Raw genomic sequence first — 24,761 nt, forward strand, 5'->3', positions numbered from 1 at the left:
CGGTGTCAGACGGTCGGCAGCATTCCCCCGTCCAGGCGAAGGTTCGAGCCGGTGATGTAAGAGGCGCGGGGACTGGCGAGGAAGGCCACGGCATCCGCGATCTCATCCAGCGTGCCAACCCGTCCTGTGGGGACGCTCGCGAAGAGTGGAAGGGCCTCTGCTTCCACCACTTCCCATGGCGCTTCCGGCGCAATGCCCCGCTGCTGCGCCACCTCGCGAAACTTGCGGTCGAGCTTCTCGCTGTGGATCGTGCCGGGAGACACGGTATTCACGGTCACCCCATCGGCCGCAACGGCCTTGGCCATCGAGGCAGACATCGCCAGCATCGCGGCCTTGGCGGCCGAATAGTCCGGGTTGCCGGCAGGTGGCATCAGCGCGGCGAGGCTGGAAATGTTGATGATCCGTCCCCACCCGGCATGGCGCATCTGTGGCAGGACCGCCTTCGCAATGCGCATGGCCGCCAGCACGTTGGCATCATAAGTTGCTGCCCATGCGCCAGCCTTTGTCGTGGCCCAGTCCGAATTCCCGCCCGAGCCGCCTGCGTTGTTGACGAGGATGTCGATGTCTCCGATGGCGCGCACCTCAGCGAGAAGAGTATCAACCTCCGCTTCCTCTGTCAGATCCCCCGTCACGACATGCGCCGTTCCGCCGTCCTGCCGGATTTGCCGCGCCACGGCAGTCGCTTGTTCCCGGTCGCGCCCGTGAACCATCACCACCGCGCCTGCGCGTGCCAGCCCGCGTGCGATACCGGCGCCGATGCCCTTGCTGCTTCCGGTCACCAAGGCAATCTTACCTTCGAGATGTAGATTCACGGTCGGGCTCCTTTTATGGTGAAGCCATGATGTAGGAACGACATGATGGACCCCTCAAGAACGCACAAAAAGGTGCCTGTGGCCGAGCTCGATCGGAGTGCCTGCCTCGGACCGGATGGCGCGGTGGCTCAGGTCGCCCGGTGCCTGAAGATGATCAGCGGACGATGGAAGCTGCCTATCCTTTTCCGACTTTATGCCGATGGGATGCAGCGCAGTTCCCTGCTCCTGCGCGACATTCCCGACGTTTCGCAGAAGATGCTGACCCAGCATCTGCGCGAACTCGAGGACGACGGACTGGTCCGGCGGACGGATTTCGGTGAAAAGCCCCCACGGGTGGAGTATCGCCTGACTGACCGTGGCGAAGCGCTGATGCCCGTGTTGCTTGCTGCACGCCAGTTCTCGGAGGAACACGATCGAGCTGTCTGATCATGCGGGACCCGGCTCGCGCGATCCCCTTTCATCTGGGCGCTCTTGGGCAGGTGCTGCTATCCGTGCGTGCACCTGACGATGCCCGTTTCGGGCGGCCTCGGACTCTTGCTCTTTCGGCGTGAAGGCCCGCTTCGGGTCAAGCCTGCCTGCTGCGAGCCGGCCCAACGGACGGCAAGCGGCCTGTGGTTGCGGCATCCGCGGAGTGGCCGTAGCCGCAGTTCGCGGGTCTCCCTGTGGACGGTGCAGGACGCAAGAGGTGCCGCTGGTTGCTCAGGGTTGCGGTCGCTCCATCAGGACGAGGCGCAGCCCCACTGCAACGAGCAGGCCACCCGCAGTCCGCTCCAGCCAACCCCGCAGCTTCAGCGACTGGCGCAGGCGATAGCCTATCGATCCCGCCAGAAGTGCCATTCCTCCCTCGACCACCAAGGCCACCACCCGCATGAGGATGCCCAGGAAAACGAATTGGGCCATCACCGATCCGTCTTCCGGGCGGACGAACTGCGGCAGGAAGGCCAGAAGGAAAATATGACTCTTGGGGTTCACAAGGCTGGCGATGAAACCTTCCTTGATTGCGGCTCCAGTAGAGGCATGATCGGCCGAAACGGTATCTCCCTGTCCTGCATTGCGGATCATCACGATCCCGCGCCACATCAGATATGCACCACCGCCATAACGCAGGACGTCGAAAAGCGCGGGGCTGCCAGCAACGACGTTGGCAAGTCCAAAGGCAAGCAGCGGCACCTGGATGAAGCCCGCGAGAAAGAAGCCGAAAGCGGTGAACAGGGCGGCGGCCCGACCTTGAGAGATGCCGCGCCCCACGATCAGGAAAAGATCGGGGCCGGGCGTGATCGTCAGAACGATCACCGCAGACACGAACATGAAGAGTGTGACGCAATCCATTTCAAAACGCCCACAGATGGAGGATAACGCACTTTTACAGAGCACCTGACCGTGCGCAACGGAGTGCGAGCGCCTCTTGCTGCGACTCGCTTCACCGGCGGTCTGCGCACGGCTTCCGTCGCAGGCTCGGGTATCTGCAAGCCTTCGCTGACCTCTGACCATGACTGCCGCAGCCTGCCAGTCGTTGATTGCCGCCCCGACAGACAGTCAGATGACTTCGCAGCCATTGCTGCCATGGCCTTGCTCTCTTATCCTCACGGCATCCCGCGAACACTGGAAGCCGCAGCATGAATTTCCGCACCGGGCAGCCGTCTGACGCAGCTGCTCTTGCCGCAATTTCAATCGAAGTCTGGCTGGGGACCTATATGCGGAAAGGCGTCAGCGCCTTCTTTGCTGAATATGCCTTGAATGAGTTCACATCGACAAAGATGGCGTCACTGCTGAAGGATCCGAATGAGCATGTGATTGTGTCGGAAAACGAAGGCGGAATTGACGCATTCATCCGCCTCGGTCAAGGCAGAGCAGCTCCTGTCTCCGGCTGTTCGACCTTGGAGATAGCAACTCTCTACGTTCAGCCGAGACACCACAGGAGGGGACTCGGGCGCGCCCTTCTCGAGCAGGGCCTGGCCTACGCACGTCAAGCAAGTGCTCCATCGGTCTGGTTGACAACCAATTCCGAAAATGCACCAGCGATTGCATTCTATCTCGAGCAGGGTTTTGAGAAGGTCGGCACCACGCACTTCAATATCGGGGATCAGGCGTACCTGAACGATGTCTTCAGACGCATCGTGTCAATGTGAACACCCTCGACCGGCAGCCAGGGGCTACTCAGCCTCTCGCCGAGACGTGCCTGAACGGCGGTTTCGGAGGGCCCCGTGCGGTGAACGAGCTTCGGCTCAGGGCCGAAAGCTGCGGGTGATGCGGCTGGGGATGTGCGATCAGCAACAACCGCTTCCTGTGCATCACATCGCTCCCGGAATGCACCGAGGGCGGCCGGATGCACCAGATTCCGCGAATGGACTGCAGCGACCTCGCAGGTCGCTCCCCGTTCAAGCGCACCGCGATCCTGCCTGGCGGCACCCTCTGGACTTGAGATGGGCCGCTGCGGAATCGGCGGCTCCTACCGCTCATCGTTGCAGTTGAGCTCTCCCAAGCCTTGGCGCATCTGCTCGACGTCTGCACCGTGGTGCGTGTTCAGGCGCTTCCGGTCACTCGATCGTCAAGACGATCTTGCCGCGCACACGGCCCGCTGCGGACAAGGCGAGCGCCGCCTTGACGTCGACAAAGGGGAAGGTCTTCTCGACGTGGGGTGTAACTTTGCCTGCCTCGACGAGCGCCGTAATTGCCCGGATGCTGCCGGCATTCGCCGCCGTGAAAGCCCGCTTGACGCGCACTCCGTGGGCTTTGGCTTCCTCTCCGTCGGGGAAGGCCACAATCGTGACCATAATCCCGCCCTTTCTCAACGTCGTGAGGGCTCGCTGGAACGTGTCGCCTCCGACGGTGTCGAGCACCACATCCATGTCATGGACGATCTCCTCGAACGGCCTCGCAGTATAGTCGACCACCTCATCGGCGCCGAGGGCGCGAACGAACTCCGCGTTGCGCGCCGAGGTCATGGCTGTGACATGCGCGCCCTTGGCTTTGGCCAGTTGAACGGCAAGCGAGCCGACGCCACCGGACGCGCCGGTGATCAGCAGGCGTTGACCGGCGCGGAGCCCCGCTTCATCGAACATGGCCTGCCAAGCCGTCGTGCCCGCGAGCGGCAGCGCCGCCGCCTGCGTGATGTCGAGATTTCCGGGCTTGCGCACGATATCGGCCGCATTGACCGCGACATATTGCGAGAAGGCGCCGGTCCTGACCATGCCGAAGACGATCTCCCCGCGCTCGAAGCCCGCGACGCCTGGGCCGATGTCCTCGATCGCGCCGACGAACTCGCCGCCCAGATGGATCGGAAGCGTCAGCCCCATCCGTTCCCCCGCTCCGTCCCGGATCTTCCAGTCGATCGGGTTGACCCCCGCGGCGCTGACCTTGATCAGCACCTCGCCGGCCTGAGGGGAGGGACGTTCCACCTCCGCCACCTCCACCACGTCGTTGGCGCCATAGGCGTTGATGAGGACCGTGAGCATGCGTTGACCTTGTCGCTTGGTGATCGTTCCCTGTCCTGCTAGCAGAGTCTCTCATCGACGTGTCGCCAACCTGCATCGCGGAACCGCCACCCCATGACGCGGCCCTTCACCTTGACGCGCCTGCGTAAGCCGCGCGGAGAGAGCCTGCCGGACCATTCCCACGGCGCGGCCCAGCTGACCTTCGCCGCCTCCGGCATGGTGCAGGTCCGCACGGAGGACGGCGTCTGGCTGGTTCCGCCCCAGCTGGCGGCCTGGATCCCGCCGGGTGCACCGCATCGTCTGGACATCCTGACAGATGCCGATCTGTGGATGATCTTCTGGGAGCCGTCGGCAATGGCCTGCTGGATGCCCGGGACCTTCCCCGCCCGCGCCTTCGTCTCGCGCGTGTCGCCGCTGCTGCGCTCGCTTCTGGATGCGGCCACGGCGGCCGATCCGGCATCGGAGAGGGTGGAGCTCATGGTCAGGCTGATCCTTCACGAATTGACAGCGACCGAGGAGGCGCCCACCTTCCTTCCGCGGCCGACGAGCGCGGAGGCTCGGCGCGTGGCGGATCTCGCGCTCGCTGACCGCCGTAACGAGCTGGACCTCGACACCCTTGCGCGCCGCGCGGCGACCTCTGTCCGCACGGCCAGCCGGCGGTTTCCGGAGGAGACCGGGATGACGCTGAAGGCCTGGCGCCAGCGCGCGCGCATCCTGTGGGCGATGACGCAACTCGGACAGGGCCAGCCCATCGCCCGGGTGGCCCGCGACGCGGGCTTCGCCAGCACGGCCGCCTTCTCTCATGCCTTCAGGCAGGTCACGACCGTCACGCCAAGCGCATTCCTCTCCCCGCCCTGACGGGCCGCCTGTGCCTCCGATCTGGCTGCTGCGCCTGAACGGGAAAGCCGCATTGGGTGGCTGCTCCGCACCGCTGCGCGCGGCTTCGAGTAGCAGCAATGGGCCGGGTTCATCGGCCGCGCCAGGCGTGCCGCCCCGCACGCCATGTCCGCTCCTTGCACATGGCAGAGGGTCCGGCACGCCTCGGGTGCCGAACCAACGGCGAGACCGGCAGAGGCCGTCGAGAAACTCCCGGTCGGCTGCGCTGCTTGAACCCTTCCCATCAACCCAACCGGCGCAACGGTCCGGAACATCTTGACCTGTACCGCATTAACGGCATCCGAAGAGAGGAGTTCGACATGGGATTTCTGGCACTTGACGTGACAAGGACGGGAGTGGTGCTGCGCAAGTTCGATGAACGCGGGACGCGGATCCTCGAGCGCTTCAACACGCATGAGGTGGGGATGCGCCGGGCCCTGATCACGGCGCAGCGCGAGCTTGCCCGCGACGACGACCTGACTGAGGTTAGGGCAAATGTTCAGGAGCCCGAGCTGGCGCAGCGCCTCAAGCACTGTGTGACGACCGAAGCCAGTGACGGCGGCAAGCTTCAGGCGCTCGCAGACGCGCTCTGAGTAGTGACGCCTGGCGCCTGTGGACGCGGGATGGTCAAGCCGCCCGCGCCTTCGCCGGCGCCCGAGAGCGCGGCCGAGATCGCACCATGGCCCTCGGCTTCGAGGAACCGGGCGGCGTTGTCCGGGGCGCCCTTGGTGCGGGCGAGCGCCTGGACCATGAAGCTTACAGCCACCCCGTGATGCGCCGGATCGGACGCCACGGACGCCACGGCCGGCACGGCATCCGCGCAGCCGGAGAGCCCCGCCGCGGGCGAGGATGGGAAAGGGGCGACGGGGGAAGCCAGACGTCTCGGCTTAGGCGCGACGGGGACAAAGGCCGCGCGTCAAGGCGACGTCCGGGCACGACCCCGAGGCCGCTTTCGGAGCCGCGCCTCCTGCAGGGCGTCTCATCGTCGCAATTGAAGAGCGGTTCGAGCGAAGGATTGAAGGTGGCGGACTTTTTCGAAGGCTTCACGGAGCAGGCTGAACCATGACGAAAACCGAGATCACCGAAGCCCACCGCGCCTATATCGCCTGCCTGAACCGTCAGGACTGGGAGAGGATTCACGAGCATGTGGCCGACCGGGTGACATATAATGGGGCCGTCATCGGGGTGCACGGCTACAGGAAGATGCTCGTCGAGGATTTTCGCGCGATCCCCGATCTTGCCTTCAACATCGCCCTGCTGGTCTGCGACCCTCCGGTCATCGCCAGCCGGCTGATCTTCGACTGCACGCCGAAAGACGTGCTCTTCGGATTGCCCGTGAATGGGAAACGTGTGCGGTTCGAGGAGAACGTCTTCTACCAATATCAGCAAGGGAAGATTGCGGCCGTCTGGTCGATCATCGACAAGGCGGCCGTGGCTGCACAACTCTGAATGCCTGCCGGAAGGGAGGCTCGGCCATGATGAGCGGCGCTCGGGCTGAAGGCGCACTCCGGGCTGGTTCATCGCTCCGACCGTCGCGGTTACATGATGCCGCGCCCATTCAAGCGGTCGATCGGATGGTCGGGCATGACGCATCGGAGCCGCTATCGGGAGCGGCTCGCCGCGGCTTGCGGTCGCAGAGCTCCGGACCTGCCGCAGCGGGATCAGCCGGCAATGCCGGGCACGGGGAGTGCGGACTGCCCGGATATGAGTGATCTCGACCGATCTGAAACTGTCCGGTTTTGCCGCGGCTCAGGGCCTCCCGATATTGACCGCGCGGCCACATTCTCGGCGGGCGCCATGAAGATTGACGCACCCGGGCCGCCGCAAACCCCGGTGCGGCGCGGTGCGACCCTACGGCTTTTGGACATTGCGGTGCCGGGTGGCGGGCTCTAGTCTTCGCGCCATTCTATTGAAGTGACCGGGTTTCATGGCGTTGCTGGGGTTCTTGCGATCGAGGCGAGAGGACAAGACGCCTCTCCTCGAGCGCTGTTTATCCGTCGATCTGGAAGTCCATCCCAAGACCGCCGAGATTTTCGACATGGCGGCGGTGCGGTTCGGGGATGGGCCGGCCGTCGTTGCGCCGAAGGCAAACATCCGGCAGGGACTGGATCGGCTCGAACAGGCGCTCGGCAAGGCCACGCATGTCGTAGGCCACAATATCCTGCGCCACGATATCGAGCATCTGCTGGCGGCGCGGCCGCAACTCCTCGAGAAGATGGCCGCGCCGATCGACACGCTCTGGCTCAATCCGCTGGCCTTTCCGCGCAACCCCTACCACCATCTCGTGAAGCATTATCACGACGGGCGGCTGCAGGCGGGGCATGTCAACGATCCCGAGCTCGATGCGCGTCTGGTATTCGAGGTGCTGGAAAACCAGATCGCCGCGCTGAGCGAGATCGGCGGGCGCTCGCCGGAAACCCTGATCGCCTATCACTATCTGGCCACCCGGATGGACCGGGCCGAGGGGTTCGACGCGGTCTTCTCCGAGATCCGCAGGGCACGGCAGCCCGATCGCGCCGAGGCGTTCGCGGCGATCCGGGGGCTGCTTGCCGGCAAGGCCTGCGGCGCACGGGTGGAGCCGGCGCTCGAGGCGCTGTCGGACCCGCGCGCGGGCTGGCCCATGGCCTATGCGCTGGCCTGGATCTCGGTTGCGGGCGGAGACTCGGTGATGCCGCCGTGGGTGCGCGCCGCCTTTCCGCAGGCAGCGCTGATCGTGCGCGATCTCAGGGATACCAACTGCGGCGACCCGGCCTGCGGCTGGTGCGCCGAGATGAACGACCCTGTGGGGGCTCTGCGGAAGTGGTTCGGGTTCGACGGCTTCCGTCCGCAGCCCGCGGACGCGCACGGCCGGCCGCTTCAGCAGGTCATCGTGGCCGAGGCGATGGCGCACCAGAATGTCCTCGGCATCCTGCCCACGGGCACGGGCAAGTCGGTGTGTTATCAGGTTCCGGCGCTGAGCCTGTTCGACAAGACCGGGGCGCTGACGGTGGTGATCTCGCCGCTCGTGGCGCTGATGGCCGATCAGGTGCAGGGGATGGAGCGGGCGGGGATCTCGTCGGCGGTGACCGTCAACGGCATGCTCTCGATGCCCGAACGGCAGGACGCGCTGGATCGGGTGCGTCTCGGCCAGGCGGCGATCCTGCTGATTTCGCCCGAGCAGCTGCGCAGCGTCTCGGTCCGCGCCGTTCTGGCGCAGCGCGAGGTCGGGCTCTGGGTGCTGGACGAGGCGCATTGCGTCTCGAAATGGGGCCACGATTTCCGGCCCGACTACCGCTACATCGGGCGCTTCATCCGCGAGTTCTCGGGCGATGCGACGCCCGCGCCGGTGCTCTGCCTGACGGCCACGGCGAAGCCCGAGGTGGTGCGCGACATCACCGAGCATTTCCGCGGGCGTCTGGGGGTCGAGCTCGGGCTCTTCGACGGCGGGGCCACGCGGACGAACCTGACCTTCTCCGTGCTGGCCACGACGAAGGAAAGCAAGCTCGGCGACATCATGACGACGATCTCCGGCCATCTGCCGGCGGACGAGCGATCTGGCGCCGTCATCTACTGCGCAACCCGGGCAGAGACCGAACGCATCGCCGAGTTCCTGAAGCGTCAGGGGATTGCGGCCGAGCATTTCCACGCAGGCCTGACGCCCGACGACAAGCAGACGGTGCAGGAGCGTTTCCGCGTGGGCGATCTGCGGGTGATCGCGGCCACCAACGCCTTCGGCATGGGCATCGACAAGCCCGACATCCGGCTGGTGCTGCACGCCGACATTCCGGGCTCGCTCGAGAACTACCTGCAGGAGGCGGGCCGGGCCGGGCGAGACCGACAGCCCGCCGACTGCGTGCTGCTCTATCATTCCGACGATGTGGAGCGACAGTTCACCCTGACGGCGCGCTCGCGTCTCGAACGGCACGAGATCGGCGCCATCCTCAAGGCGCTGCGCCGCATCGACGAACACACCCGCAACAGCGGCAAGGTGGTGGCGAGCGCGGGCGAGATCGTGCGCGAGGAGAAGGACCGCGCCTTCGTGCGAGACAGCGCGACGGACGACACACGGGTCAAGACGGCGGTCTCGTGGCTGGAGGAAGCGACCCTCGTCTCGCGCGAGGAAAACCGGGTGCAGGTGTTTCCGTCGTCGCTTCTCGTTCGGACGCTCGCCGAGGCAGAGGCCCGGCTGGCGGGAGCCGGGATCACCCAAACGCGTCGCAGGCAGCTTCTCGGCATCGTGCGCCACGTCATTAACACGCCGCCCGATCAGGGCATTTCGACGGACGAGCTGACAGGCATCAGCGGGCTCACGCATCGAGCGCTCGGGAAGGCCATGGCCGATCTCGAAGCCCTTGGGATCGCGCGCAACGACCTCGCCCTCACGGTCTCCGTGCATGTGGGCATCGAGAACCAGTCGCGCCAGCGGCTGACGCGGGCGGTGCGGCTGGAAGAGGCGCTGATCGCGCGGATGCGCGAGCTTGCGCCCGAGGCCGATGTGGGCCAGGGCGCGCCGCTCGATCTGGCGGCCGCGAGCCAGGTTCTGCGGGGCGAAGGACACGAGGAGGCAAGCCCGCACATCCTCGACCGCCTTCTGCGCAGCATCGAGCGGGACGGGCGCGACAGCGACGGCGGGCGCGGCAACATCCGCCTGCGCAAACTTTCCAGCAAGACGCTGGAGGTGATCCTGCAACGCTCGTGGCGGGTGGTGGGCCAGACGGCCTCGGTGCGATGGGGGGCGGCCGAGAAACTGCTCGAAGTTCTGATCGGCAAGGTGCCCACCGGCACGAGGGGCAAGGACATTCAGGTCGAGACCACGGCGGGCGAGCTGCTGGCGGCGCTGAGCGGGGATGCGATCGCGGCGGCCGGCGTGAAGGACAGGACGAAGCTCATGGAGCGCGCGCTCCTCTGGCTGCACGAGCAGCAGGTGATGACGCTGGGCAAGGGACTGACGGTGTTCCGCTCGGCCATGACCATCCATCTCAAACCGGGACATGCGGGCTTCACCAAGAAGGATTTCCTGCCGCTGGAAGACCATTACCGCGAGCAGACCCTTCAGACCCATGTGATGGCCGCCTATGCCGAGAAGGGGCTGGAGCGGATCGAGGAAGCCGTGCGGCTCTCCGAAGATTATTTCGCGCTGGATCAGGAGAGCTTCCTGCGCCGCTGGATGCCCGGCCGCGGGGTCGAGCTCCGCCGCCAGACCACGGGCAAGGCGTGGAAGCAGATCGTCGAGGATCTGGGCAACCCGGTGCAGCAGGAGATCGTCGCCGACGACCGCGAGGAGACGAACGTGCTGGTGCTGGCCGGCCCCGGCTCGGGCAAGACGCGGGTGCTGGTCCATCGCATCGCCTATCTGCTGCGGGTGAAACGCGAGGACCCGAGAGGTATCCTCGTTCTCAGCTACAACCGCCATGCCGCCGCCGAAATCCGGGCCCGGCTGCGCCATCTGGTGGGCGAGGACGCCGCGCGCGTGACCGTCTCGACCTGTCACGCGCTCGCGATGCGGCTGGTGGGCGCGAGTTTCACCGGCGGCACCGCCGAGCAGCACGACTTTCAGGACGTGCTGCGCGAGGCGGTGCGCCAGATCAATGGCGAGGGGTTGAGCCGCACCGAGGCCGAGGCCCAGCGCGAGGCGCTCATTCAGGGCTATCGCTGGATCCTCGTCGACGAATATCAGGACATCGGGCGCGAGGAATACGATCTCATCGCAGCGGTGGCCGGGCGCTCGCTCGAGGATCCCGACCAGCGGCTGAGCCTCTTTGCCGTGGGGGATGACGACCAGAACATCTACGCCTTCAATGGCGCCTCGGTCTCCTACATCCGCCGTTTCGAGGAGGATTACCGCGCGAGGCCCAAGTTCCTGACCGAGAATTACCGGTCGACCCGCCATATCGTGGAGGCGGCGAACCAGGTCATCGAACCGGCCCGGGGGCGGATGAAGGCCCGCCATCCGATCACCGTGGACAAGATGCGCAGCCTCTATCCGGGGGGCGGCGCGATGGCGCGCCACGATCCGGTCGGTCAGGGACGGGTGCAGTTTCTGGATGTCGCTGCCGATGACACGGCGCAGGCGATGGCGGCGGTCGAGGAACTGGTGCGGATCGCGCGGCTCGATCCCGATTTCTCCTGGGCGCGCTGCGCGATCATCTCGCGCGACTGGCGCAGGCTCGGCCCGGTGCGGGCCTACGCCGAAAAGCTCGGCCTGCCGGTCGAGATGGCGAATGAGAAGCTGCCCAGCCTCTGGCGCCTGCGCGAGATGCAGCGCTTCGTGGCGAGCCTGAACCGGCGGCCGGCGGCGATGCTCACCATCCCGGACATGCTCGAGCTGCTCAACGAACAGCGGTCGAACCGCTGGATCGATCTGATCGCCGAGGGCATCGCGGATCTCGCGCGCGAGCTGGGCCGGAAGACGATGCCGGTGCCCGACACGATCGAATGGGTGGCGGAATGGGCGCAGGATATCCGCAGCGCCCAGCGGGGGCTCCTGCTGCTGACCGCCCACCGCTCGAAGGGGCTCGAGTTCGACCATGTGGTGATCCTGAACGGCGGCTGGAAGACGCTGTCGCAGGGCGAGGACGGCGAGGCGCCCCGCCGCCTGTTCTATGTCGCCATGACCCGCGCACGCCGCAGCCTCGCAGTGGTCACCCACGGGCTCCATCCCTTCGTCGAGGCGGACAGCGATTGCGAGATGCTGCGCAGGGTCGAGATGCCCCGCAGGCTCGATCTGCCGCAGCCGGATCACTATCAGGTTCCCGACATGGGCGTGGTCGACCTGTCCTATGCGGGCCGGCTGCCGGAGACGAGCCCCACGCTGGCCGCCATCGCCGCGGCTCAGGTCGAGGATCCCGTAACGATCGAGCGGCGCGAGGGGAAATGGCTGATCCTCGACCGACGTCGCCGTGTCCTCGGGCGCATGGCCGGTGGCTGGGCACCGCCCGAGGGGACCGATCTCGTGTCGGGCAAGGTGGGCGCCATCGTGCGCTGGCGCCGGTCGGACAATGAGGAGCGCTTCCAGAGCTACCTCAAACGCGAGGAATGGGAGACGATCCTGCCCGAATTCGTGTTCCGGAAGACCGCGCCCGCGCGCACCGTCTGACGCAACAGGTCGGGATGCCCGGTCGACCCGCTCTCTGAGGCGGCGGCCTATCTGGTCCTGTCCTGGGTGCTGTACGGTCGATGGCTGCCCCTTGACCCGCAGGCTTCACCCTGAGCGAGGTCTCGGAGGCGGTCCCTCCTGCGCCGGACCGCGAAACCGGTGGAGGCACGTCGGGAAGGTGCGCACGGCGAGGCGGCACGGCCTTCGGTCTCTTCGCAGGCAAGCGGAAGATGCCGGTTCGAACCGGTTCAGACAGTGCAGACGACGGGAGAGGAGAGTGGTGCCCAGAGCCGGAATCGAACCAGCGACACGCGTATTTTCAATCCGCTGCTCTACCAACTGAGCTATCTGGGCACCGTTTCCGGCAGCGCCGGGTTGGTGGAGCGGTCTTTAAAGTGAAGCGCGGAGGCTGTCCAGAGGGTCCGCGAAAAATCTTCGCCGGTCAGTGCCGGGGCGCTTCGGGATCGTCCGGGCGGCGGTCGTCCGGGGTCTCCTCCTCGTCGCCCAGAGCCGGGATCCGGTAGTTGCCCTTCAGCCAGTGGCCGAGATCCACGTCGGCACAGCGGCGCGAGCAGAAGGGGCGATAGCGCGCCTCGGCGGGGCGGCCACAGATCGGGCAGGTCACGTCAGAAGCTCCGTCAGCGGGATCCGGTCGCGCTTGCGCACGAGTTCGTAGAGGCCGAGCGGGGTCCAGCCGGCGAGGCTGGTCTCGGCCGACTCGCCGCGGAAGGCGGCGCGCAGCACCTGCTCGAGCGCCACACGGTCGCGCTTGGGCATGGGGGCGAAGTCGATCACCACCTGCCCGCCCAGCCCGCGCAGCCGGAGCTGGCGCGGCAACTCGCGCGCGGCCGCGACATTGGCCTTCAGCGCCGCAGCGGGGGAGGTGTCGGAGCCGGTGTTCACATCGACCGCAACCAGCGCCCGCGTCGGCTCGACCGCCATATGCGCCCCGCCGCCGAGCGGAACCTGCGCGGACAGGAGCGCCTCGCAGGCCTCGGCCACGCCATGACGCTCGAAGGCGCCCTCGGTCTCGTCGATCTCGTCCGGAGACGGATCCGACCAGTCGCGCCAGGCGAGCTGATGGGCGCCGGGCGCATCGACCAGAAGTTCGGGCTCGCCCGCGACATCGGCCAGCACCGCCTCGGCGAGGGCCCGGGTCTCGACGATCTCGGCGGCGATCTCGGAGTCGGGAGCGGTCTCGCAGGCCGACCGCAGGATGAGGCCCAGATCATCGGCCGCGCCGGTCATCGCCTCGGCTGCGATCGCGGAGAGTTCCTCGCGCAGCGCCTCGTCGCGGATGCGGCGCGAGATGTTCAGGCCCGGCGCGCCGGGCGTGAGGATGCAGAGGCGGCTCTTGAAGAGGAGCCGCGCGGTCACCGGCACGGCCTTGCCGGGCTCGGCCACGCCCGAGACCTGCACCAGAAGACGCTGGCCCGGGGCCAGGCCCGAGACCTGCCGCAGGAAGCCCGTGCCGCCCTTGGGGAGGCGGACGAAGACGCCGCCCTGCCCCTTCACCGGCCGGTCGACGATCGCCCGGAAGATCGCCTCGGGTGCCGGACGGTCCTCGGGCGGGTCGATGAGCAGATCCTCGAGGCGGCCGTCGACGATCAGCGCCGCCGCCTCGCGGCCGCCGCGGCTGTCGAGACAGATCACCCGGCCCTTCATGCCGCGGCCCGGTAGAGGGGGACGCCCGCCGCCGCCAGCAGCGTGGCGGTCTCGGCCAGGGGCAGGCCCACGATGCCGGTGAAGGAGCCCGAGATCCAGGGGATGAAGGCCGAGGCGAGGCCCTGGATGGCATAGCCGCCGGCCTTGCCCTCCCACTCGCCGCTGGCGAGATAGGCGTTCAGTTCCAGATCCGACAGACGCTTCATCTTCACCTGACTCACCACCTCGCGCTGCCAAAGCCGGTCTCCGCGGCGGACGGCCACCGCGGTGATGACCTCATGCCGCCGGCCGCCCAGGGCCACGAGAAAGCGCGCGGCCTCGCCCGCATCGGCAGGCTTGCCGAGAATGCGACGGCCGAGCGCCACCGTCGTGTCGGCGCAGAGCACCACATCCTCGGGCCCCGCCGCGACCGCCGCCGCCTTTTCGGCCGCGAGACGGGCGCAATAGGGCCGAGGCAGTTCGCCCCGGCGCGGCTCCTCGTCGATGTCGGGGGGCAGGATGGCGTCGGGGGTCACCCCGAGCTGGGCCAGCAATTCGCGGCGACGCGGGCTGGCCGATCCGAGAATCAGCGTCACTTACTTGAAGCGGTAGTTGATGCGGCCCTTCGACAGGTCGTAGGGGGTCATCTCAACCTGCACCTTGTCGCCGGCAAGGACACGGATGCGGTTCTTGCGCATCTTTCCTGCCATTACCGCGATCAGCTCATGGCCGTTATCCAGCTCGACCCTGAATGTCGCGTTTGGCAGGAGTTCCTTCACGACACCGGGAAATTCGAGCGTATCTTCCTTGGCCATGGTCTCTCCAATGGGATTTGGCCCGCGTCAAGCGCAGGCTCGGAAGTCAAATGCGCGTTTTCGCGCCAATTTTCAAGGGAAAAAACACCCCGACTCCCAGCTGGGCAGAGGCGGCACAGGCAGGCGCCACCCCGGACGACGCCATAGCAGGCCGCCAAGGGTGAGGGGAAGCCCTCATCCGAGACTCACGCCCCCAGCCAGCCGCTCCGCCTGCTCGGGCCAGTGGGCGTGGTTCAAGACCCCGCCCTCGCGCCGGACGAGGGCCACGGCGGCCATATCGACCTCGGCGATGGCCCAGCCCGGCACATCGAGATCGGTCTCGACGAGGATGCCCGTGGCGGGCCAGCCGTGATCGGGCGGGCCGTAGATCGCGGCGCGGCCCACATTCTCATCGACCGCCGGGCAGAAGTCGCAGAGGCCCACAGTGGGCGCATGCACCACCACGCACTGATTCTCGAGCGCCCGCGCCATCGCCCCCACCCGCACCCGGGTGAAGCCCGCAAGACTGTCGGTGCAGGAGGGGGCGAGCAGGATCTCGGCGCCCTGTTCGACCATCGCCCGCGCGAGCAGGGGAAATTCGCTGTCGTAGCAGATCACGATGCCGATCCGCCCGAGCGCGGTCTCGAAGACCCGCGCCTCCGATCCCGGCACCACGTCCCAGATTTCGCGCTCGAAGCGCGTCATGATGAGCTTGTCCTGATGGCCGATCACGCCTGCGGGCCCGTAGAGAACGGCGCGGTTCACCGGCCGCGGGCCCTCGAACACCGGCGCCGAAGGCCCGAGGATATGCACCCCATGCGCCGCGGCGAGCCGGGTCAGAAGCGCCCCCACCGCCGGACCATGCCGCGCCACCTCGTGCAGGGCCGCCTCGAGATCGGCCGCGACGGCCCGGCCGCCGAGGCTCGCAAGTTCCATCGCACCGTATTCGGGAAAGACCAGCAGATCGGCCCCCTGCCCCGCGGCGCGGGACACCCAGTCCGTCAGCTTGGCCTCGACCTCGGCGAAGCTGTCGAACCAGTCGAGCGGATAGGCGGCGGCGGCGATCTTCATGGCAGCTCTCTCGGGACGGTCACAGGTCGCGGATCCAGAACTGGAGCGGCTTCTGCGTCTCGCGCTCCTCGCCCACGTCGGTCCAGCCATAGTGGGCAACCACCCCCGGAAGAGGCGCATAGCCGCGCTTGCGCCAGAAGGGCTCGTTGCTGCGGGCGGCGGCGGGGCGCAGCGGATGATCCTCGGGCCGGATCACCGAGCAGAAGGCCGAATGACGCCGCCCGAGCGCGCGGGCATGGGCCTCGCGCAGGTCGAAGAACCGGTGCCCCATGCCGTGCCCGCGATAGTCCGGCAACAGGACCGACTCGGCGCAGTAGAAGATTTCATCAAGCGGCAGGCCGGTTCGGGCAAAGGCCGCTGCGAAATCCTCGGCATGATCCTCCATCGGCGTGCCGGTCGAAGCCCCCACCAGCCGGTCGCCGTCGAAGGCGCCGACGAGGATCGCGCCGGGGCTCGTGCGGTAGGTGGACAGGTAGCTCCGCTCATAGTCCATCGAGCCCTCGTAGAGGTAGGGCCAGTCGCGGAAGACCGCGATCCGCAGGCGCGCCACCTCGTCGAGCCGGGCCTCGAGCGCCGCGCCCGTCAGGACGCGCGCCTCGAGGCTCATGCCGAGACCTGCCGGATCCAGTCGCTGAGGTTGTAGAAGGTGGTCACCCGGGCGATCCTGCCGTTCCGCAGGTCGAAGAAGGCGCCCGCGGGCAGGACATAGGTCTGGCCCTGCGCCTCGGGCAGGCCGGGATCGGTCTGCAGGTACGTGCCGTGCACCACGAATTCCGCAGCCCCCCGCGTGCCGTCCTCGGTCACGAAGATCACCATGTCGCGCAGTTCCTCGCGGTAGCTCACCCCCATGTGCGAGCAGAAGTCCGCGAATGCCTCCCGGCCGTGGCGCACCTCGCCCTCGTTCACCCGGTGCTCGATATCGTCGGTGACGCAGGCCAGCATCCCCTCCGCATCGCCCGCGTTGAAGGCTTCGTAATAGCGCCCGATCAGCTCACGTCCCGTCATCATCCCTCTCCTCTGCCCCGTCCCGCGGCGTGCCGAAGCGCGCCACCATCCGGCCGCGGATCTGGTCGCGCACCTGCCGGTAGACGGAGAGCTTCTGCTCGCGCCCCTCGCCCAGCCCCGTCGGATCCATGATCGGCCAATATTCCACATCAAGGTGATAATATCGGGTGAGTTCAAGGGCCATCCGCTGGCTCGCGGGCGAGAGCGCCACGATCAGATCGAACCCCGACAGATCGTCGCCCCAGTCCATCATCTCCTCAAAGGAGCGCGCGCGGTGACGCGACAGCTCGACCCCGATCTCCTGACAGACGGCGACGGTGAAGCCGTCGATCTCGCGGTCGTTCTTCACGCCGGCCGACTGCACATAGGCCTGCCGGCCGTAGAGCTTCTTCATCAGCCCCTCCGCCATCGGCGAGCGGACCGAATTGTGGTCGCAGCAGAACAGCACCGAGGACGGCGGCTTCTGCGGCACGGTCACCCCCAGTGCAGGACGCAGATGAGGGTGAAGAGGCGCCGCGCCGTGTCGATATCCACTTCGGCCTTGCCCTCCAGACGTTCCTTGAGCACCCGTGCACCCTCATTGTGGATGCCCCGGCGCGCCATGTCGATGGCTTCGATCTGGCTCGGCGGCAGCCGTTTGACCGCCTCGAAGTAGCTTTCGCAGATCTGGAAGTAGTCCTTCACCACCTGCCGGAAGGGGCCGAGGCTCAGGTGAAACTCGCCCACCGTCTCCTCCTCCTCCGAGCGGATATCGAAGACGAGCCGCCCCTCGCGGATCGCGAGCGTCAGCCGGAAGGGCCCCTCGGCCGGCGCCCGCCCCTCGCGCGCGGGCAGGGCGAAGCTGTTCTCCTCGAGCAGATCGAAGATCGCGACCTGCCGCTCCTGCTCGATCTCGGCAGTGGGCGGGATCGGGCTCGTCTGGTCGATCTCGATATGGCAGATGCGGTTCATCTCTCAGCCCTCGTTCAGCCGGTCGAGCCGGGCGCGGACGGACAGGCCGTGCGCCTCGAGGCTCTCCGAAATGGCCAGCCGCTCGGCGGCGGGGCCCACGGCGCGCAGCGCCGCGGGCGTCATCCGGGCGAGCGTGGTGCGCTTGAGGAAATCCATCACCGACAGGCCGCTCGAGAAGCGCGCCGAGCGGGCGGTGGGCAGCACATGGTTCGGCCCGCCCACATAGTCGCCGATCGCCTCGGGCGTCCAGCCGCCGAGAAAGATCGCCCCCGCATGGCGGATCCGCGCGGCCAGCGCCTCGGGATCGGCCACGCACAGTTCGAGATGCTCGGGCGCCACCCGGTCCGACAGCGCCGCCGCCTCCTCCAGATCGCGCGTCACGATCACCGCCCCGTAGTCGCGCCACGAGGCGCCCGCGATCGCCCGCCGCTCGAGCGTCTCGAGCCGCGCCTCGACCGCCTGCACGACGGCCCGTCCGAGCGCCTCGTCGGGCGTGACGAGGATCGACTGCGCGCTCTCGTCATGCTCGGCCTGACTCAGAAGGTCGAGCGCGATCCAGTCGGGATCGACCGCGCCTTCCGCGATCACGAGGATCTCGGAGGGGCCCGCGATCATGTCGATCCCCACCCGGCCGAAGACCCGCCGCTTGGCCGCCGCCACATAGGCATTGCCCGGGCCGGTGATCTTGTCGACCGGCCGGATCGTCTCGGTGCCGTAGGCCAGCGCCGCCACCGCCTGCGCCCCGCCGATCCGGTAGACGGCATCCACGCCCGCCAGCCGCGCGGCCAGCAGCACCAGCGGATTGACCACGCCGCCCGGCGTGGGGCAGGCCACGACCAGCCGCTCCACTCCCGCGACCCTGGCGGGGATCGCATTCATCAGCACCGAGGACGGATAGGAGGCGAGCCCCCCCGGCACATAGAGCCCGGCCGAGGCGATGGGCCCCCAGCGCCAGCCGAGTTCGGCGCCGGCCGCATCGGTCCAGCGCGCATTCTCCGGCATCTGGCGGGCATGATAGGCCCGGATCCGCTCGGCCGCGAGCTCCAGCGCCGCGCGGTCCTCGGCAGATACGGTCGCGATCTCCGCCTCGATCTCCGCCTCCGAGAAGGCAAGCCGTTCGGGCGTCAGCTCCAGCCGGTCGAACCGCGCGGTCAGCTCGATCACCGCCGCATCCCCGCGCGCCCGCACATCCGCGATGATCCCGGCCACCACCGCATCGACATCGGGGCTGTCCTCGCGCTTCATGCCGAGAAGCGCGGTGAAATCCGCCTCGAAGCCGGGCCGACGGGTGTCGAGAAACTGGGGCATGACGGACCTCCTTGCGTGCGCTTCCCTTAGCGCGCATCCCCCCCCGTCTCAAGCGCCGCCCTGCCCCCGCGGAGTGACACTTTCGCACGAGGCGGCGCGGGCCCGACCGCCTCCCATTCACTCTGTCCAAATATCCTCGGGGGGAGGGCCCGGCCGAAGGGCCGGGCCCCGGGGGGCAGACAGCCCCCCGCCCGTCCGTCCCGGGCTCACCCGAGGGCCCGTCAGTCGCGATGGTCGGGCACCCGTCCCGAGGGCGCCGCATAGGGCCGCGTCACGTCGCGCAGCACCACCTCCAGCGCCTCGACCTCGAGCGCCACCGCCCCGTCGCCCGCCAGCACCAGAAGGATCCGCCCGCCTCCGTCGGCCCCCGGCTCGAACTCGACCGACAGGAGCGACAGGACGAGATCCGCGTCCGACCGGTCGAAGCCCTGCGTCCGGACCGACAGCACCTCATCGATCGCCAGCACCGACTGCACCCGCTCGTAGGGCCGCCGGTCGCGTTCGGCCGCCTCGCGGTCCTCCCAGCGGAACCGGTTCAGGAGCAGCGCAAACCGCCGCTTGCGCGGCAGCCAGCGCATCTCGCCCGCAGGCAGGACCGCATCCTGCACCAGCGCCGAGATCACCCCCAGATCCTCGGGCGTCTCCGCGCCGAGATAGAGCGGCGCCTCGCCTCCGGCGTCTTCGAACCGCGCATCCGCCATCAGCCGGGGATCCTTCTGATCTGCGCGCCGCAGGCGCTCAGCTTCTCTTCCACCCTCTCATAGCCGCGATCGAGGTGGTAGACCCGGCTCACGATGGTCTCGCCCTCGGCGGCGAGCCCGGCGAGGATCAGGCTCACCGAGGCGCGCAGGTCGGTGGCCATCACCGGCGCCCCACGCAGCTTCTCGACGCCCGTCACCGTGGCGGTGCCGCCGTGCACCTCGATCCGCGCCCCCATCCGGATCAGCTCCGGCGCATGCATGAAGCGGTTCTCGAAAATCCTCTCCTCGAGCACGGAAGTGCCCTCGGCGGTGCAGAGAAGCGCCATCATCTGCGCCTGCAGGTCGGTGGGAAAACCCGGGAAGGGCTCGGTCATCACATCGACGGCCTTCACCCGGCCGTTCCTGCGCGCCACGCGCAGCCCGCGCTCGGTCTCCTCGACCGAGATGCCGGCCGCATCGAGCTTCTCGCAGAAGGCGCCGACCAGCTCGATCCGCCCGCCCAGAAGCTCGACCTCGCCGCCGCAGATCGCGGGCGCGAGCATGTAGGTGCCGAGCTCGATCCGGTCGGTGACGACGGGGTGCGTGGCCCCGCCCAGCCGGTCCACGCCCTGAATGGTCATGATCGAGGAGCCCTCGCCCTCGATCTGGGCCCCCATCCGCCGGAGGCAGCGGGCCAGATCGACGATCTCGGGCTCGCGCGCCGCATTCTCGAGCACGGTCGTGCCCTTGGCGAGGGTCGCGGCCATCAGCGCATTCTCGGTCGCTCCCACCGAGACGAGCGGGAAGACCACCCGCGCCCCCTTCAGCCCGCCCGCCGGGGCCTTGGCGTGGATATAGCCGTCGCGCAGGTCGAGCTCGGCCCCCATCGCCTCGAGCGCCTTCAGATGCAGGTCGACGGGCCGCGCCCCGATGGCGCAGCCGCCGGGCAGCGACACCACCGCATGGCCGTCGCGCGCGAGCATCGGCCCCAGCACGAGGATCGAGGCGCGCATCTTCCGCACGATGTCGTAATCGGCGCGATGGTCGGTCAGCGCATGCGACGAGAGCGCCAGCACCTGCCCGCCCTGCAGGCTCGCCACCTCCGCGCCGAGCGACTGCAGAAGCTGCGTCATCGTGCGGATGTCCGACAGCCGCGGCGCATTGGTCAGCGTCAGCGGTTCGTCCGACAGGAGCGTGGCCGGCATCAGCGCCAGACAGGCATTCTTCGCCCCCGCGATCGGGATCTGCCCGCGCAGCTCGCCATTGCCCTTTACGAGAATCGAATCCATCCGCCTGCCCTCATTCCGGCGCGTCCCCGGGCCCCGCCTCGCGGGCCGCGCGCGCCTTCGCCTGTGCTTTCCGCCGGGCCATATTGGCCTTCAGCGCCGCCTTCAACCGGTCTTCGCGGCTCTCTGCCGCAGGCCCCTTCGGCCCCGGCGGAGCCTTGCCGCCGTCCGCGTCCTTCGACGCCCGATCCTTTGTCTTTCCGCTCATGGCACCTTTCGTAGCGCAGCGGCAAAAAAGCGTCCAGTTGACCCTTGCACGGCGATCCGATTGCGTCTAATCACCCGCCACGCCCGAAGGCGGCACCCGACGCCGCGGCACCGGCGCTGCAGTAGCTCAGTGGTAGAGCACTCCCTTGGTAAGGGAGAGGTCGAGAGTTCAATCCTCTCCTGCAGCACCACTCTTCCCCATGAAGTCCATGCAGATCCTGCGAGGCGCGCGCGTCTTCGTTCGCTGAAGAGGAATGCTCCCAGCGCCCGAACGGACGCTGAGCCTGCCTTCCGGCGATGCCTCGCGGCGGATCAGCCCGCCCGGGCGGGCAGTCAAGATCCGATGGGCCATGCAGGAGCTCGGCCGGAAATCGGAGAGGGGCGCGAAGCCACGACCCTAAGGTTGGCTGGTCTTCAGGGATGAGGGAACGCAGGAGCCTGAGGGCTCTCGATCCTCGGGAGGCGGGCCTGCCGGTCAGGCCGGCGTCAGGCCCTGCTCATCCTCGGAAGCCCGAGAGGGGACGGCAGTCTCGCGTCCGCCCTGCCCCCCAGGCGAAAGACCCCTGCCGCGCCATGCGGAACAGGGGCCGGGCGCCGCTAGAACATCAGGCTCGGCAGGCCGGTCACGAGCACGGGCCATTCGACGAGAATCGCGAGCAGCACCAGATCGACCGCGATGAACCAGCCCACACCCTTGAAGATCGTCGTGAGCGACACCCGGTCTCCGAGCGCGCCCTTGATGATATAGACGTTGAGGCCGACCGGCGGGGTCAGCAGGCCGATCTCGAGCAGCTTCACGAGGATGATGCCGAAGAAGATCAGATCGAGCCCCGCCTCGCGCGCCATGGGCAGGATGATCGGCATGGTCAGAAGCAGGATCCCCATGGAATCGAGGAACATGCCGAGGAAGATGTAGAGAAGGCTCACCGCAAGGAGCACCATGAGCTGGGTGGTGCCGAACTCGATGAGAAGCGAGGCCGCATAGGCGGGCACCCCGGAGATCGCCATGAACTTGCCCAGCAGCGAGGTTCCGATGATGACGAGGAAGATCGAGGCGGTCGACATCAGCGTGGCCTCGGTGGCCCGCTTCATGACGGCGAAATCGATCTTTCCGCGGAGAAGGCCCAGCAGGATCGCCAGTGCCGCACCGACGGCTCCGGCCGCGGTCGGGGTGAAGAAGCCCACGAAGATCCCGCAGAGCACGCCGAGGATGATGACCGGCAGCGGCCAGGTCTCCTGAAAGGCCGCGAGCTTCTCGGCCCGGGTGAAGCGGTCCTCGACCCTCGGCGCGAGGCGCGGGTTCACGAGGCAGCGCACCACGATCATGGCCGAGAAGGCGAGCGCCGTCAGGATGCCCGGAACGATCCCCGCCGCGAAGAGCTGGGCGATCGAGACCTCGGCCAGATAGCCGTAGAGCACCATGAGGATCGAGGGCGGGATCAGCGCGCCGAGGGTCCCCGCGGCCGCGATCACGCCCGTGGCGAGGCCCGGGTGATAGCCGTAGCGCAGCATCTCGGGCGTGGCGATCCGGGCGAAGGCCGAGGCGGTCGCGACGGACGAGCCCGAGGCGGCGGCCAGAACCGCATTCGCCCCCACGCTCGAGACCGCAAGCCCGCCCGGCAGCCAGGACAGAAGGATCCGCATGGCGCGAAACAGCCCGCTCGAGAGCCCGGCCTCGGAGGCCACGAACCCCATCAGGAGGAACATGGGGATGGCGGTCAGATTCCAGTCGCCCACGAAGTTGAACGGGATCGCCGTGACGATGCCCCAGGCGGCCCGCCAGCTGAGCAGGATGCCGATGCCCACGAAGGAGACGAGACCCAGCGCCACGCCGATCTGGACCCGGAGGGCGAGGAGGATCAGGCCGATGCCGATCCCGGTGAAGCCGATGGCGACGTTGCTCATGGTTCGCGCTCACACATGGGTTTCGGTGGTTTCGGGGGCGAAGGTCGCCAGCGGCGCGGTGAAGGACCTCAGGAAATGGCGCAGGCAGACCAGGGTGATCGCGCCGAAGCCCACCGGCAGGATGAACTTGGCCGGCCAGACGAGGACATAGACGGCCGCCATCATCAGCTCGTTCTTGCGCCACGAGGCCACCGCATCGATCCAGGTCTGACGCGCGAGGATGGCGAAGAAGATCGCGCAGATCAGATAGCCCAGGGCCAGCGAGGCGCGCTGCGCCCAAGGCGGCATCATCAGATAGAACAGGTCCACCTGAATGTTCTCGTGCTTCCATTCCACCATGGCGATGGGCAGGAAGACCACGAGCACCATGTGATAGACCGAGATGATCTCGAGGTTTCCCGCGATGGGCTTTCCGAAGAAATTGTCCGCGATCACGTCCACCACGGTCTGCACCATCATCAGGATCAGCCCGACGCTGGCCACCAGCATCAGGAGGCGCGACATACGATAGAGGAGTCTTTCGATCATCTTGGCGTTCCCCGCGCAGGGGGCGCCGCAGCGGCAGCTCCGATGCGGCGCCCGATCCTCATCTGCCGTAGCTGGCGAGGTCGATGCCGGAATAGAGCTCCTCGCGCATCACCTTGCGCAGGGCCTCGGCATCGTCGCGCGGAATGTCGGCCAGACGCTCGTCCCACTTGGCGTAGGTCGCCATGAAGCGGTCGGCCAGCGCCTTCGGCTCCGCCACACCCAGCTGGGTGCCCGTCTCCTCGATCAGCCGGTCCATGTTCTCGACCACGAACGTGTCGAGCGCCTTCGACAGCTCGGGCGCGGGGTCGAGCACGGTCACGCCATGGGCCTCTGCCTCGGAGAGCGCATCGTCGACCGCCGCCTGGAAGGCCAGCGACACATCGACCGTGTTGCCCGCCACCGCATCCATCAGAAGCGCGCGATGCTCGTCGCTGAGCCCGTTCCAGGTGTCGCCGTCGATCGCATATTGCCAGCCCGCATAGTAAGGGCCCACCGGAAGGCGGGTCGCGAATTTCGCCACATCCCAGAGCGAGCGCGATTTCAGGTCGTTCAGCGCGTTGATCGCGCAGTCGAGCTGACCCTTCTCCAGCCCCGAGAACATGTCGGCCGACGGCACGTTGACCGAGGCCGCCCCCACCGAATTGGCGAAGGCCGTGTGGATGGTCGAGGGCATCCGCAGCTTGGCACCCTTGATCTGCTCGAGCGTGGTGATCTCGCGCGTGCACATCATCTCGTAGAGCGGCGAGGACATGGCGCCGAGGAACACGATGCCGTGCCGGTCGAACATGGCCTTCATCTCAGGATCCGAGGTGTAGAAGTCGTTCACCGCGAAGAGGGCGGTGATCGGATCCTTGAGCCCGATGGCGAGCGTGGCGATGACATTGTCCTCGGGCAGGTCCGAAGGGGTGTAGGTGCCCGCGTGATAGGTCATCTGCACCAGCCCGTCGGTCAGGCCGGAGAGGTGGGCCACCGGCGGCAGCAGCGCCGTGCCGGTATAGAGCTTCATCGTCAGGCTGCCGTCCGACCGCTCCTCCAGCTCCTTGGCCAGCGGCACATAGCCGTCGCGCGTGAGCGGATGGGTGTCGGGGAACCAGATGCTCGCGGTGATCTCCTCCGCGAGGATCGGCGTGGCGGCCAGCAGGCCGAGCAGGCTCGCGCCGGCAAGAGCGGTCAGTCTCTTCATGT

General features: G+C 67.6%; 25 protein-coding genes and 2 tRNA genes. 7 read left to right on the forward strand and 20 right to left on the reverse strand.

Annotated elements, in window-relative coordinates; all coding sequences use genetic code 11:
• Positions 1-5: 5 nt before the first annotated feature.
• Positions 6-812: an SDR family NAD(P)-dependent oxidoreductase gene (locus RSP_RS11355; RefSeq protein ID WP_011338355.1), complete on the reverse strand. Its 807-nt coding sequence runs from the start codon at positions 810-812 to the stop codon at positions 6-8.
• A 78-nt stretch (positions 813-890) separates the two neighbouring features.
• Between RSP_RS11355 and RSP_RS11360 the strand changes: the two genes are divergently transcribed.
• Entirely contained in the window at positions 891-1,238 is a 348-nt protein-coding gene (locus tag RSP_RS11360) for a winged helix-turn-helix transcriptional regulator (RefSeq protein ID WP_227590608.1), read from the forward strand.
• A gap of 273 nt (positions 1,239-1,511) precedes the next feature.
• Here the strand turns inward: RSP_RS11360 and RSP_RS11365 are convergent, their stop codons facing one another.
• Positions 1,512-2,141, reverse strand: a complete 630-nt coding sequence (locus tag RSP_RS11365; protein WP_011338357.1) for a LysE family translocator — start codon at positions 2,139-2,141, stop codon at positions 1,512-1,514.
• Between the two features lie 287 nt (positions 2,142-2,428).
• Here RSP_RS11365 and RSP_RS11370 point away from each other — a divergent pair, with 287 nt between their 5' ends.
• Complete coding sequence (locus tag RSP_RS11370) at positions 2,429-2,941, forward strand: GNAT family N-acetyltransferase (protein ID WP_011338358.1); 513 nt, start codon at positions 2,429-2,431, stop codon at positions 2,939-2,941.
• Between the two features lie 408 nt (positions 2,942-3,349).
• On the opposite strand, the gene RSP_RS11375 is transcribed toward RSP_RS11370, so the two are convergent.
• On the reverse strand, positions 3,350-4,267 hold the full coding sequence (locus RSP_RS11375) for an NADP-dependent oxidoreductase (RefSeq protein WP_011338360.1): 918 nt from the start codon (positions 4,265-4,267) through the stop codon (positions 3,350-3,352).
• A gap of 93 nt (positions 4,268-4,360) precedes the next feature.
• Here RSP_RS11375 and RSP_RS11380 point away from each other — a divergent pair, with 93 nt between their 5' ends.
• From RSP_RS11380 to RSP_RS11400, 4 genes are all read left to right on the forward strand, one after another.
• Complete coding sequence (locus RSP_RS11380; RefSeq protein ID WP_011338361.1) at positions 4,361-5,104, forward strand: AraC family transcriptional regulator; 744 nt, start codon at positions 4,361-4,363, stop codon at positions 5,102-5,104.
• A gap of 338 nt (positions 5,105-5,442) precedes the next feature.
• Complete coding sequence (locus tag RSP_RS11385) at positions 5,443-5,715, forward strand: hypothetical protein (RefSeq protein WP_002720785.1); 273 nt, start codon at positions 5,443-5,445, stop codon at positions 5,713-5,715.
• A 469-nt stretch (positions 5,716-6,184) separates the two neighbouring features.
• Positions 6,185-6,571, forward strand: a complete 387-nt coding sequence (locus tag RSP_RS11395; RefSeq protein WP_011338364.1) for an ester cyclase — start codon at positions 6,185-6,187, stop codon at positions 6,569-6,571.
• Between the two features lie 589 nt (positions 6,572-7,160).
• Positions 7,161-12,197, forward strand: coding sequence for a RecQ family ATP-dependent DNA helicase (locus tag RSP_RS11400; protein ID WP_017139934.1), 5,037 nt, complete (start codon positions 7,161-7,163; stop codon positions 12,195-12,197).
• Between the two features lie 278 nt (positions 12,198-12,475).
• Here the strand turns inward: RSP_RS11400 and RSP_RS11405 are convergent.
• The 14 genes from RSP_RS11405 to RSP_RS11470 form a co-directional block, all read right to left on the reverse strand.
• Positions 12,476-12,551: transfer RNA gene (locus RSP_RS11405), tRNA-Phe, on the reverse strand.
• An 88-nt stretch (positions 12,552-12,639) separates the two neighbouring features.
• The gene (locus tag RSP_RS11410) at positions 12,640-12,822 is read right to left on the reverse strand and encodes a DNA gyrase inhibitor YacG (protein ID WP_002720789.1); all 183 of its coding nucleotides are present in this window, start codon (positions 12,820-12,822) and stop codon (positions 12,640-12,642) included.
• On the reverse strand, positions 12,819-13,862 hold the full coding sequence (locus RSP_RS11415; protein WP_011338367.1) for a ribonuclease E/G: 1,044 nt from the start codon (positions 13,860-13,862) through the stop codon (positions 12,819-12,821). Before RSP_RS11415 ends, RSP_RS11410 begins: the two co-directional genes overlap by 4 nt.
• Positions 13,859-14,437, reverse strand: a complete 579-nt coding sequence (locus tag RSP_RS11420; protein ID WP_009561904.1) for a Maf family protein — start codon at positions 14,435-14,437, stop codon at positions 13,859-13,861. The genes RSP_RS11415 and RSP_RS11420 overlap by 4 nt, the downstream gene beginning before the upstream one ends.
• Complete coding sequence (infA, locus tag RSP_RS11425) at positions 14,438-14,656, reverse strand: translation initiation factor IF-1 (protein WP_002720792.1); 219 nt, start codon at positions 14,654-14,656, stop codon at positions 14,438-14,440.
• A 174-nt stretch (positions 14,657-14,830) separates the two neighbouring features.
• Positions 14,831-15,706: a carbon-nitrogen hydrolase family protein gene (locus RSP_RS11430; protein ID WP_011338368.1), complete on the reverse strand. Its 876-nt coding sequence runs from the start codon at positions 15,704-15,706 to the stop codon at positions 14,831-14,833.
• Between the two features lie 19 nt (positions 15,707-15,725).
• Positions 15,726-16,313 (reverse strand): GNAT family acetyltransferase, encoded by a 588-nt coding sequence (locus tag RSP_RS11435; protein ID WP_011338369.1) that lies wholly within the window; start codon positions 16,311-16,313, stop codon positions 15,726-15,728.
• Entirely contained in the window at positions 16,310-16,711 is a 402-nt protein-coding gene (locus RSP_RS11440) for a ketosteroid isomerase-related protein (protein WP_011338370.1), read from the reverse strand. The genes RSP_RS11435 and RSP_RS11440 overlap by 4 nt, the downstream gene beginning before the upstream one ends.
• Positions 16,698-17,189, reverse strand: a complete 492-nt coding sequence (locus RSP_RS11445) for an arsenate-mycothiol transferase ArsC (RefSeq protein WP_011338371.1) — start codon at positions 17,187-17,189, stop codon at positions 16,698-16,700. The genes RSP_RS11440 and RSP_RS11445 overlap by 14 nt, the downstream gene beginning before the upstream one ends.
• A complete protein-coding gene (locus RSP_RS11450; RefSeq protein WP_011338372.1) occupies positions 17,186-17,662 on the reverse strand; it encodes a UPF0262 family protein in 477 nt (158 codons plus the stop codon). Before RSP_RS11450 ends, RSP_RS11445 begins: the two co-directional genes overlap by 4 nt.
• Before the next feature lie 3 nt (positions 17,663-17,665).
• Positions 17,666-18,970, reverse strand: coding sequence for a histidinol dehydrogenase (gene hisD / locus RSP_RS11455; RefSeq protein ID WP_011338373.1), 1,305 nt, complete (start codon positions 18,968-18,970; stop codon positions 17,666-17,668).
• 221 nt (positions 18,971-19,191) lie between these two features.
• Positions 19,192-19,671: a DUF2948 family protein gene (locus RSP_RS11460; protein ID WP_011338374.1), complete on the reverse strand. Its 480-nt coding sequence runs from the start codon at positions 19,669-19,671 to the stop codon at positions 19,192-19,194.
• A complete protein-coding gene (gene murA / locus RSP_RS11465) occupies positions 19,671-20,939 on the reverse strand; it encodes a UDP-N-acetylglucosamine 1-carboxyvinyltransferase (protein WP_002720800.1) in 1,269 nt (422 codons plus the stop codon). The genes RSP_RS11460 and murA overlap by 1 nt, the downstream gene beginning before the upstream one ends.
• A gap of 10 nt (positions 20,940-20,949) precedes the next feature.
• The gene (locus tag RSP_RS11470) at positions 20,950-21,144 is read right to left on the reverse strand and encodes a hypothetical protein (RefSeq protein WP_009561892.1); all 195 of its coding nucleotides are present in this window, start codon (positions 21,142-21,144) and stop codon (positions 20,950-20,952) included.
• 115 nt (positions 21,145-21,259) lie between these two features.
• Between RSP_RS11470 and RSP_RS11475 the strand changes: the two genes are divergently transcribed.
• Positions 21,260-21,334, forward strand: a tRNA-Thr gene (locus RSP_RS11475).
• 406 nt (positions 21,335-21,740) lie between these two features.
• Here the strand turns inward: RSP_RS11475 and RSP_RS11480 are convergent.
• The 3 genes from RSP_RS11480 to RSP_RS11490 are packed head-to-tail and all read right to left on the reverse strand — an operon-like array spanning position 21,741 to position 24,759.
• The gene (locus tag RSP_RS11480; RefSeq protein ID WP_011338375.1) at positions 21,741-23,048 is read right to left on the reverse strand and encodes a TRAP transporter large permease; all 1,308 of its coding nucleotides are present in this window, start codon (positions 23,046-23,048) and stop codon (positions 21,741-21,743) included.
• A 9-nt stretch (positions 23,049-23,057) separates the two neighbouring features.
• Entirely contained in the window at positions 23,058-23,576 is a 519-nt protein-coding gene (locus RSP_RS11485) for a TRAP transporter small permease (protein ID WP_011338376.1), read from the reverse strand.
• 58 nt (positions 23,577-23,634) lie between these two features.
• Positions 23,635-24,759: a C4-dicarboxylate TRAP transporter substrate-binding protein gene (locus RSP_RS11490; RefSeq protein WP_011338377.1), complete on the reverse strand. Its 1,125-nt coding sequence runs from the start codon at positions 24,757-24,759 to the stop codon at positions 23,635-23,637.
• Positions 24,760-24,761 lie beyond the last annotated feature (2 nt).

Origin of the sequence: Cereibacter sphaeroides 2.4.1 (assembly GCF_000012905.2) — a bacterium.
Classification (GTDB): domain Bacteria; phylum Pseudomonadota; class Alphaproteobacteria; order Rhodobacterales; family Rhodobacteraceae; genus Cereibacter_A; species Cereibacter_A sphaeroides.